The sequence below is a fragment of the Brooklawnia sp. genome (assembly GCF_032229645.1).
Lineage (GTDB): Bacteria > Actinomycetota > Actinomycetes > Propionibacteriales > Propionibacteriaceae > Brooklawnia.
On sequence record NZ_JAVTWX010000128.1, the window covers coordinates 20,231 to 28,413 of the forward strand.

The window sequence follows — 8,183 nt, forward strand, 5'->3', positions numbered from 1 at the left end:
TGCGTTGGCAGGGACGATTGAGTTGGCGACAGTCGTGCCGAATGCGGCCACGCAGCACAGTGCCAGGATGGCCAAACGCGAGGTACGTGACTTCGTTTGTGAGGTGTTCATTCCTGGTTGCCTCATTTCTGGGGCTTGAGCGGGAGTGGTGGAATCAGGCCTGATAGGTTGATGGTAGATTCCAATCTGTGGGCGTGTCAGCAAAATCAAGGATCTTCAACTGAACTGGCTTTGGAATCTGCCATAGTGGGCCGGTGCTCGACGGTAATCTTGGTGGCGCCGATCCGAAAGGGGCATCGATGACCGATCATCCGTCCTACCAGCTGGAGACCTTGGCCGTACATGCAGGCCAGGAAGAATCTGACCCTGCCACCAACTCGCGTGCGGTACCGATCTATCAGACCGCCGCATTCACCTTCGACGATTCGCAGCACGCCGCAGACCTGTTCGCGCTGGCAGTTCCGGGCAATATCTACACCCGTTTGATGAACCCCACGACCGGCGTCTACGAGACCCGCATCGCTGCGCTGGAGGGTGGTGTCGGAGCGCTCGCCACCGCGACCGGGGCGGCGGCGGTCACCTATGCCGTGCTCAACGTCACCGCAGCAGGTGACAACATCGTTGCCCTGTCGACCCTCTACGGTGGCACCTTCGCCCTGTTCACCCACACCCTCCAACAGTTCGGCATCGAGTGCCGCCTGGTCGACCCGGACCGGCCCGAAGATCTGCCCGCGCTCGTGGACGAGCACACCAAGTTGGTCTTCGGTGAAACGATCTGCAACCCCAAGCTCAACGTCATCGACATCGATGCCTGGGCGAAGGCGAGCCACGATCTCGGGCTGCCGTTCATGATCGACAACACCGTGGCTACGCCCTATCTGTGCCGCCCGATCGAGCATGGCGCCGATGTCGTCGTGCACTCGACCACCAAGTACATGGGCGGCCACGGCTCGTCCATGGGCGGTGCCATCGTGGACGCGGGTACGTTCGATTGGGCCGCGAACGCAGCTCGTTTCCCGATGCTGGCCCAGCCGGACGCGTCCTACCACGATGTGGTCTGGACCGACGCTGCAGGCCCTGCCGCATATATCACCAGGGCCCGTACCGTGCTGATGCGCAATACCGGTGCCACGCTGTCTCCGATGAACGCCTGGATCATTCTGCAAGGCATCGAGAGCCTGCACGTGCGGATGGAGCGGCACAGCGAGAACGCGCTGAAAGTCGCAGAACATCTGCGCGATCACCCGTTGGTCGCCTGGGTGAACTACCCGGGACTCGAGGACAATCCTTACCACGAGATCGCCGATCAGGTGTTGACCGGCAAGGGCTATAGCGGCCTGGTCAGCTTCGGCCTGCGAGCCGGACGCCAGGCAGGCAGCACCTTCGTCGAGGCCCTGCAGTTGTTCAGCCATCTCGCAAACATCGGGGATGCGAAGTCGCTGGTCATCCACAACGCATCCACGACGCACTCCCAGTTAAACGACGAAGAACTCGCCGCTGCCGGCGTCGCACCGGAAATGGTGCGACTGTCCATCGGCATCGAGAATATCGACGACATCCTCGCCGATCTCGATCAAGCGTTGGCACAAACAGCTGAGTGATGACCACCAGCGACGACGGACTCGGATTCACCCAGACCAAGCAGGTCACGCTGTTCGACGCCGCACATCCGCTCAGGCTGGTGTGCGGCGATCAGCTGAACGAAGTGGTGATCGCCTACGAGACCTACGGCACCCTGGACGCGGACGCCAGCAACGCGGTCTTCGTCTGTCATGCCCTGACCGGTGATGCGCACGCGGCTGGCTGGCACCAGGGCGACAAGCATCCGGGCTGGTGGGACACCATGATCGGCCCGGGCAAGGCCATCGACACGAATCGCTGGTTCGTGATCGTGCCCAACCTGCTGGGCGGCTGTCAGGGCAGCACCGGACCCAGTTCGGTCAATCCCGCAACCGGCAAGCCCTGGGGACTTGATTTCCCGCTGCTGAACATGAGCGATTTCGTCACTGTGCACCGCGCGCTGGTCGCCTATCTCGGCGTTCGTAAGCTGCATGCGGTGGTCGGCGGGTCGATGGGTGGCATGCAGGCGCTGCAGTGGGCCATCTCGTATCCGGCCGATCTGGATAACGCGGTGATCATCGCCGCCTCCAGTCGGCTGACCGCGCAGAATATCGCGTTCTCCGCGGTTGGACGCGAGGCCATCGTCCGCGACGAGAACTTTCAGGGCGGCCGCTTCACCGAGCAGGGCGTCAGCCCCGATGTCGGGCTGACGATCGCGCGCATGATGGCGCACATCACGTACACCTCCGAACAGGGTTTCCAGGAGAAGTTCGGACGCCAACCCCAATATGCGGAGTCGGCACCGGGATTCGGAGTCGATTTCGCCGTCGAGGGCTACCTCGAACATCAAGGCGAGGCGTTCTTGACCCGGTTCGACGCCCTGAGCTATCTCTATCTCACCCGGGTGATGGACTACTTCGATCCGTTCGCAGACTCGTCGGCGCTGGACGCGGTTCGGGCCGACCCAGTGCGTTTCTTGGTGTTGAGTTTCGACAGCGACTGGCGTTTCTCGACCGAGCAGAGCCGCCGGATCGTGCGTCGGCTGGCCTCGGCGGAACTGCCGGTCACCTTCCGCGACATCCAGTCCCCATGGGGTCATGACTCCTTCCTGCTGGAGATCGATCCCTATCTCGCCACGGTGCGAGCATTCCTCGAAGCCAAGAACGACTACCGGGGCACCGCGTGGGGGCGAGCATGAGTCAATCGATGGAATTGCGCGAAGACCTCCGGGTGATCGCCCGCAACATCCCGGCGGGCTCCCGGGTGCTCGACCTCGGTTGCGGTGATGGCGAACTGCTCAGCTGGCTGATCCGGCACCGCAGCTGCACAGGAACCGGCGTCGAACGCGGCGCAGACGAGGTGATCGCCGCGATCAGACGCGGCGTGCCCCTGATCGAACTCGACATTGACAGCCAGCTCGATCTCTTCACTGCCGACTCGTACGATGTCGTGGTGCTGAGCCGCACCTTGCAGGCGGTGCTGCGTCCCGACCTCGCGTTGGCCGCCATGCGACGGATCGCGCCCCGGTTGATCGTCACCATGCCGAACTTCGGCTACTGGCGGCATCGGCTTCGGCTGCTGAGCGGGCACATGCCCCGATCGAAAGACCTACCGTATAGCTGGTATGCGACCCCTAACCTGCATCACGCGACGCTGGTCGACCTGGAGCCGTTGTTCCGCGATGCCGATCTCAGGCAGGACAAACGCATCCCGTTGTCGGAGCACGGCAACCCGCGTGCCCTCGGCCAGTTCGGCGCGAATCTGCTGGCCGGTTCGGCGGTCTACGTGCTGGTTCGCGGCGATCGGGATTCTGCGGAGCTGTGATCCAGAGCCTCCACGACCCGATCCGATGGAGACGATTTCGGGCCCGCCAGAATCGCCGGTTACCGAAGGCTCTCCTGGACGCCAAGCGCGTTCAGCAACCGGCCCATCGGTCCGCGGCTGTTGTGCTGAGCCGCCAGCGACCGACAGCGCTCCAGGTCGGCACGCGCCGGCTCCAACCGATCGTCCAGCTGCGGCAGGTCGACGGTGGCCGTGGCGACCACCGGACGGGCCCGCTGCAAATACTCTCCGGCCTGCTGGATGCGCAGTCGCAGCTTCGCCGTCAGCGGCGAGCCCGGATCGGCGGCCGCAGCGATGATCTGGTCGAGACCGCCGTAGCCGTTCAGTAACAAGGCCGCGGTCTTCTCGCCGATCCCCGCGACTCCGGGCAACCCATCGGAAGGATCCCCACGTAGGGTGGCGAAATCTGCATACTGATCGCCGCGCAGCCCGTACTTGGCCTGCAGCCAGCTGTCGTCCACCAGTTCGTGCTTCGCGACACCGCGGGCGATATACGCCACCTGAATCCGGTCGGCAACCAGCTGGAAGAGATCGCGGTCACCGCTGACCACGATGGCGCGTCCACCGGCAGCCGCTGCGCGGCGGGCCAGCGTGCCACACAGATCATCTGATTCGAATCCGGCCGCACCGGCCTGGCAGATGCCCACAGCGTCCAGGCATTCCCAGATCCACGGCACCTGGCGAGCGAGGTCATCCTCGACCTCCTCGGCTTCAATCTGGGCAATGCCGGGTTCGGCGACCGAAACCCGATGCGCCTTGTAGCTCGGCACAAGCTCGACCCGCCAGGCCGGACGCCAATCGTCATCTCGGCAGCAGACCACCGATGTCGGCCGGTATTGATCGATCAGGCGCGCCAGCATGTCGAGCATGCCGTGCAGCGCATTGACCGGACGTCCCTGCTCGTCGACAAGGCTCGCCGGAACACCGTAGTACGCGCGGAAGTAGAGCGTGGCAGTATCCACGATGAGGCTGGACGAGTCAGGCATCTCCCCATGGTGCCACCATGGCCTCATGGAGCAAACTGACGAGCAGATACTCGCCCTGCTGTCGCGCGATGGGCGCATGTCGTTCACCGAGCTGGGACGCAAGGTGGGACTGTCGACGTCTGCCACGCAACAGCGAGTGCGCAGGCTGGAGCAGCGCGGCATCATCACCGGCTATCGCGCCGACGTGGATGCCAGCAAAGTAGGGCGTCCGCTCACCGCATTCATCGAGATCCAGCCGTTGTCGACCTCGATGGCCGATGACGCACCCGACTACCTTGCCGGCCTGCCGCAGATCACCTCCTGCTATTCGGTGGCCGGCAATGCCAGCTACCTGTGCCTGGCTCAGGTCGGCTCCGCTGAAGAGCTGGACGGGCTGCTGAACCTCATCCGGCGTGAGCTCTCGGTGCGCACCGTCACCACGATCGTGCTGCGCACGGCCTTCCGTCATCGCCCATTGGTGGACGAAATCCCGGGTGTCCCACAGGCCACAAACGCCGATGGCTAGACTGCCGTTATGGCCCAGCGCTCCGAATCCCTAGCCCACGTTCTGGTGGTCACGCCCACCTACAACGAGGCCGAAAACATCGAATCCATCATTGGCCGGCTGCGTGCAGCGGTTCCCAACGCGTACGCACTGATCGCGGACGACAACTCGCCCGATGGCACCGGCGCCATCGCCGACCGAATGGCGGCGCAGGACGACAAGGTCCATGTACTGCACAGAGCGGGCAAGGAAGGTCTGGCCGCGGCCTATCTCGCGGGTTTCCAATGGGGACTCGAACGCGGCTTCGATGTTGTGGTCGAGATGGATGCGGACGGCTCACACCAGCCGGAGCTGCTTCCAGCGATGCTGCAGGCGTTGCGGGACAAGGATGCCGATATGGTCAAGGGCTCCCGCTGGATGCGCGGTGGCTCGACCAACCAGACGAAGTCGCGCGAGATGCTGAGCCGGCTGGCCAATATCTGGATCCAGGTTGCGATGGATCTGCCCGTGCACGATGCCACCGGAGGCTTCAATGCGTTCCGGGCATCCATCCTGCGCAAGATCGATCTGAACGATGTGACCTCCAAGGGGTACTCATTCCAGGTCGATATGACGCGCAGAGTGATCGAGGCCGGCGGCACGGTGGCGGAGGTCCCGATCTATTTCCCCGATCGTGAGCTCGGCGTCTCGAAGATGAGCGGATCGATCATCACCGAGGCGCTGGTGAACACCGCAAAATGGGGCTGCCAGCGACGCGGTCAGCAGGTGAAGCAGACCGGCCAGAAGCTGGTGGACGACTTCGAGAGCTTCAACTCTCGCAGCGCCTAGGGTCCATCACCCGGACAAGCAAAGACCCGGACCGACAATGAGGTCGGTCCGGGTCTTTTGCTGTGGTGATCGATCAGTAATGCGGAGTCTTGCGCACTTCTTGCAGCCGCTCGGCGAGCAACTCCTCGAGTTCGGGAATCGAGCGGCGTTCCAGGAGCATGTCCCAATGCGTTCGCGGAGGCTTCTCGTTCTTCTCCTCCGGCGGGGTTCCATCACTGCGCGAACCGACCGCCCCACAGCGCGGGCATTCCCATTCGGCCGGTAGATCCGCTTCGACAGAGAAGGTCACTTCGAAGTGGTGGCCATTGGTGCAATCGAATCCGAGCACCCGACGGCCGGCGAAATCGATGCCCTCTTCGTCCTCAAAGCTCTTGGCCCCCAAACCCATTCCTCGTAGTGCGCGATCAGCCATCCAGACCAGCCTCCCTTCGCTTCGTCATCTGGTGTAACAACCCCACCACCATGGTTCTTCCACAGCGTGGTCAATCTGTTCAGTTCAGTCTGCCCATAGTCCGTGCCGCTTGGCTACATCCCGCAGCACGTCAATGCGATCGCTGATCAATCCGTCGACACCCAGGTCGATGAGTTCGGCCATCTCGGCGGGGTCGTTGATGGTCCAGACATGCACCCGCAGCCCGCGAGCATGGGCCGCTGCCATCAGCCGTGGGGTGAGCACCGGCACCCGACGTCCGGCGATCTGCTGGCTGACGGGGATCTGAAAGACCTGGCCGCCGAGGGGCAGCAGCCGCGGCAGCAATGGCACGAATGCGCTCATCGCGACAGCGGGCGCGGTGATTCCGGTGGCGACCTGCGGCATCAGCTTGCGAAATCGGTGCAGTCTGGCCCGGCTGAACGATGAGACGCAGACTCGTCCGCCCGCCCGGTGCCGATGCAGCACCCGCACCAGGGGGGTGATCGCCGCGGGTGCCTTGATGTCGATGTTGATCCGGGTCTGGGGAAAGGACTCGAGCACCTCGTCGAGAGTGGGGATTTGATCGATCCCGCCGATTCTGGCCGCACGCACCCGGTCGAAACTCAGCTCGGCGAGCACCCCGCCGGAATCCGTGACCCGATCGAGAACCGCATCGTGGAACGCCACCAGATGGCCGTCCGAGGTAGCATGCACGTCGGTCTCCAGATATCGGTAGCCGGCCGTCACCGCCTGTGAGAAGGCGTAGAGGCTGTTCTCGCGTCCGGCGTCGGTTTGGTCGAGATAGCCACCGCGATGCGCCATCAGCGCGAACGGCTCATCGAAATACTCGTAGTTGGCTGCCCGACGATTCACGTGGCAAGTGTAGGCGTGCCCGCCCAGCGGCTCGTCTCAGGAGCCTCAGTCGACTCCGGGCAGCTGATCCAAGAGCGCGGACGCCCACTGCGGCAGCCATCCCGGAATGCCCGCGATAACCAGCGAGATCCACCAGATGGCCACGACCATCACGAAGATGCTCGCCCAGAAGAGACGCTTCGTATTGGTGTTCCAGCACACGTAGATCCGCACATAGCGCATCAACCACCTGTTAACGGATTTCGCCCACAAGAACTCGCTGGACAAGACGGCCAGCCCGGTCAGGAAGAGTGGGATCCCGCCGGGACCGGGCAACCATCCGGTGAGCCCCGCGGCGATGATGAGTCCGAATCCGAGTAGGGCCACCGCGATACGAAGCCAGTAACGCCCGGTGGGCGTCGCCTTGAGGCGGGCACGCCATTTCACCGGATCGGGACGCTCGTGGTCCACCCGGGTAGCTCCGCCGGCTCGCACGGGCCGGGGCAGACAATCCACCGGCTGCGCCATGCATCTACTTTGCCATAGCGAATCCGGCGCGTTCAAAACCGGACAGACCTCGACACCGGTGTGACGGCAGTCTGCGAAGGGTGCCAATTCTGCGAGGGGTCCTAAACTGTCATGCGTGTCAGAAGTCCTGTCGATCCAGTCAGCAGTCTCCTACGGTTTCGCCGGCAATTCCGTCGCTGCCTTCGCGCTAAGGCGAGCAGGCATCGATGCGTGGCCGGTCTATACCGTCAACTTCTCGAATCACACCGGGTATGGCGCCTGGCGCGGCCCCGTGATGACCACCGAACAGGTCACCGAGGTCATCACGGGCATCGATGAGCGTGGTGCTCTGGCCACGATTGATGCAGTGCTCTCCGGTTATCAGGGTGCGCCGGATATGGGCAAGACCATTCTCGACGCGGTGAAGCTGACTCGCGAGCGCAATCCGAGGGCGATCTACTGCTGCGACCCCGTGATGGGCGATGTCGGACGTGGCTTCTATGCCGCGCCTGGCATCCCGGAGTTCATGCGCGATCAGGTCGTCGAGCAGGCCACCATCATGACCCCGAATCTCTTCGAACTCGAGTACCTCACGCAGCGGACGACCCGCACCATCACAGATGTGCTGGACGCAGCTGCAGCGTTGCGGGCCCGCGGACCCGAGACGGTACTGGTCACGTCTGTGGTCGGCCTGGACGCGGACAGTTCGGGG

The 8,183-nt window shown here is 63.5% G+C and carries 10 protein-coding genes; 6 read left to right on the top strand and 4 right to left on the bottom strand.

Features of this window, described 5'->3' with window-relative positions; translation table 11 throughout:
- Nucleotides 1-299 precede the first annotated feature (299 nt).
- The 3 genes from AAFP05_RS10060 to metW are packed head-to-tail and all read left to right on the top strand — an operon-like array spanning nt 300 to nt 3,384.
- Nucleotides 300-1,601, top strand: a complete 1,302-nt coding sequence (locus tag AAFP05_RS10060) for an O-acetylhomoserine aminocarboxypropyltransferase/cysteine synthase family protein (protein WP_341729731.1) — start codon at nt 300-302, stop codon at nt 1,599-1,601.
- Complete coding sequence (locus AAFP05_RS10065) at nt 1,601-2,758, top strand: homoserine O-acetyltransferase (RefSeq protein ID WP_341729740.1); 1,158 nt, start codon at nt 1,601-1,603, stop codon at nt 2,756-2,758. Before AAFP05_RS10060 ends, AAFP05_RS10065 begins: the two co-directional genes overlap by 1 nt.
- Nucleotides 2,755-3,384 carry a methionine biosynthesis protein MetW gene (gene metW / locus AAFP05_RS10070; protein WP_341729732.1) on the top strand — a complete coding sequence of 210 codons (630 nt, stop codon included), beginning with the start codon at nt 2,755-2,757 and terminating at the stop codon, nt 3,382-3,384. The genes AAFP05_RS10065 and metW overlap by 4 nt, the downstream gene beginning before the upstream one ends.
- 59 nt (nt 3,385-3,443) lie before the next feature.
- Here metW and AAFP05_RS10075 read toward each other — a convergent pair whose 3' ends face one another.
- Nucleotides 3,444-4,388: a 5'-3' exonuclease gene (locus tag AAFP05_RS10075; protein WP_341729733.1), complete on the bottom strand. Its 945-nt coding sequence runs from the start codon at nt 4,386-4,388 to the stop codon at nt 3,444-3,446.
- Between the two features lie 25 nt (nt 4,389-4,413).
- Between AAFP05_RS10075 and AAFP05_RS10080 the strand changes: the two genes are divergently transcribed.
- Nucleotides 4,414-4,893: an Lrp/AsnC family transcriptional regulator gene (locus tag AAFP05_RS10080; protein ID WP_341729734.1), complete on the top strand. Its 480-nt coding sequence runs from the start codon at nt 4,414-4,416 to the stop codon at nt 4,891-4,893.
- Nucleotides 4,894-4,902: 9 nt separating this feature from the next.
- Nucleotides 4,903-5,700 (top strand): polyprenol monophosphomannose synthase, encoded by a 798-nt coding sequence (locus AAFP05_RS10085; protein ID WP_341729735.1) that lies wholly within the window; start codon nt 4,903-4,905, stop codon nt 5,698-5,700.
- 73 nt (nt 5,701-5,773) lie between these two features.
- Here AAFP05_RS10085 and AAFP05_RS10090 read toward each other — a convergent pair whose 3' ends face one another.
- The 3 genes from AAFP05_RS10090 to AAFP05_RS10100 all read right to left on the bottom strand — a co-directional run bounded on the left by AAFP05_RS10090 (nt 5,774) and on the right by AAFP05_RS10100 (nt 7,492).
- A complete protein-coding gene (locus tag AAFP05_RS10090; RefSeq protein ID WP_341729736.1) occupies nt 5,774-6,112 on the bottom strand; it encodes an RNA polymerase-binding protein RbpA in 339 nt (112 codons plus the stop codon).
- Between the two features lie 84 nt (nt 6,113-6,196).
- Nucleotides 6,197-6,985 (bottom strand): glycerophosphodiester phosphodiesterase, encoded by a 789-nt coding sequence (locus AAFP05_RS10095; RefSeq protein WP_341729737.1) that lies wholly within the window; start codon nt 6,983-6,985, stop codon nt 6,197-6,199.
- A 45-nt stretch (nt 6,986-7,030) separates the two neighbouring features.
- Entirely contained in the window at nt 7,031-7,492 is a 462-nt protein-coding gene (locus AAFP05_RS10100; RefSeq protein ID WP_341729738.1) for a PGPGW domain-containing protein, read from the bottom strand.
- A gap of 115 nt (nt 7,493-7,607) precedes the next feature.
- On the opposite strand from AAFP05_RS10100, the gene pdxY reads away from it, so the two are divergent.
- Nucleotides 7,608-8,183 (top strand): pyridoxal kinase (gene pdxY, locus AAFP05_RS10105; RefSeq protein ID WP_341729739.1); only part of this gene is annotated, 576 nt, incomplete at its 3' end.

What these genes read in the sequence shown, in the direction of transcription:
- AAFP05_RS10060 (WP_341729731.1), top strand. Translation starts at nt 300, where the DNA reads ATGACCGATCATCCGTCCTACCAGCTGGAGACCTTGGCCGTACATGCA.
- AAFP05_RS10065 (WP_341729740.1), top strand. Translation starts at nt 1,601, where the DNA reads ATGACCACCAGCGACGACGGACTCGGATTCACCCAGACCAAGCAGGTC.
- metW (WP_341729732.1), top strand. Translation starts at nt 2,755, where the DNA reads ATGAGTCAATCGATGGAATTGCGCGAAGACCTCCGGGTGATCGCCCGC.
- AAFP05_RS10075 (WP_341729733.1), bottom strand. Translation starts at nt 4,388, where the DNA reads ATGCCTGACTCGTCCAGCCTCATCGTGGATACTGCCACGCTCTACTTC.
- AAFP05_RS10080 (WP_341729734.1), top strand. Translation starts at nt 4,414, where the DNA reads ATGGAGCAAACTGACGAGCAGATACTCGCCCTGCTGTCGCGCGATGGG.
- AAFP05_RS10085 (WP_341729735.1), top strand. Translation starts at nt 4,903, where the DNA reads ATGGCCCAGCGCTCCGAATCCCTAGCCCACGTTCTGGTGGTCACGCCC.
- AAFP05_RS10090 (WP_341729736.1), bottom strand. Translation starts at nt 6,112, where the DNA reads ATGGCTGATCGCGCACTACGAGGAATGGGTTTGGGGGCCAAGAGCTTT.
- AAFP05_RS10100 (WP_341729738.1), bottom strand. Translation starts at nt 7,492, where the DNA reads ATGGCGCAGCCGGTGGATTGTCTGCCCCGGCCCGTGCGAGCCGGCGGA.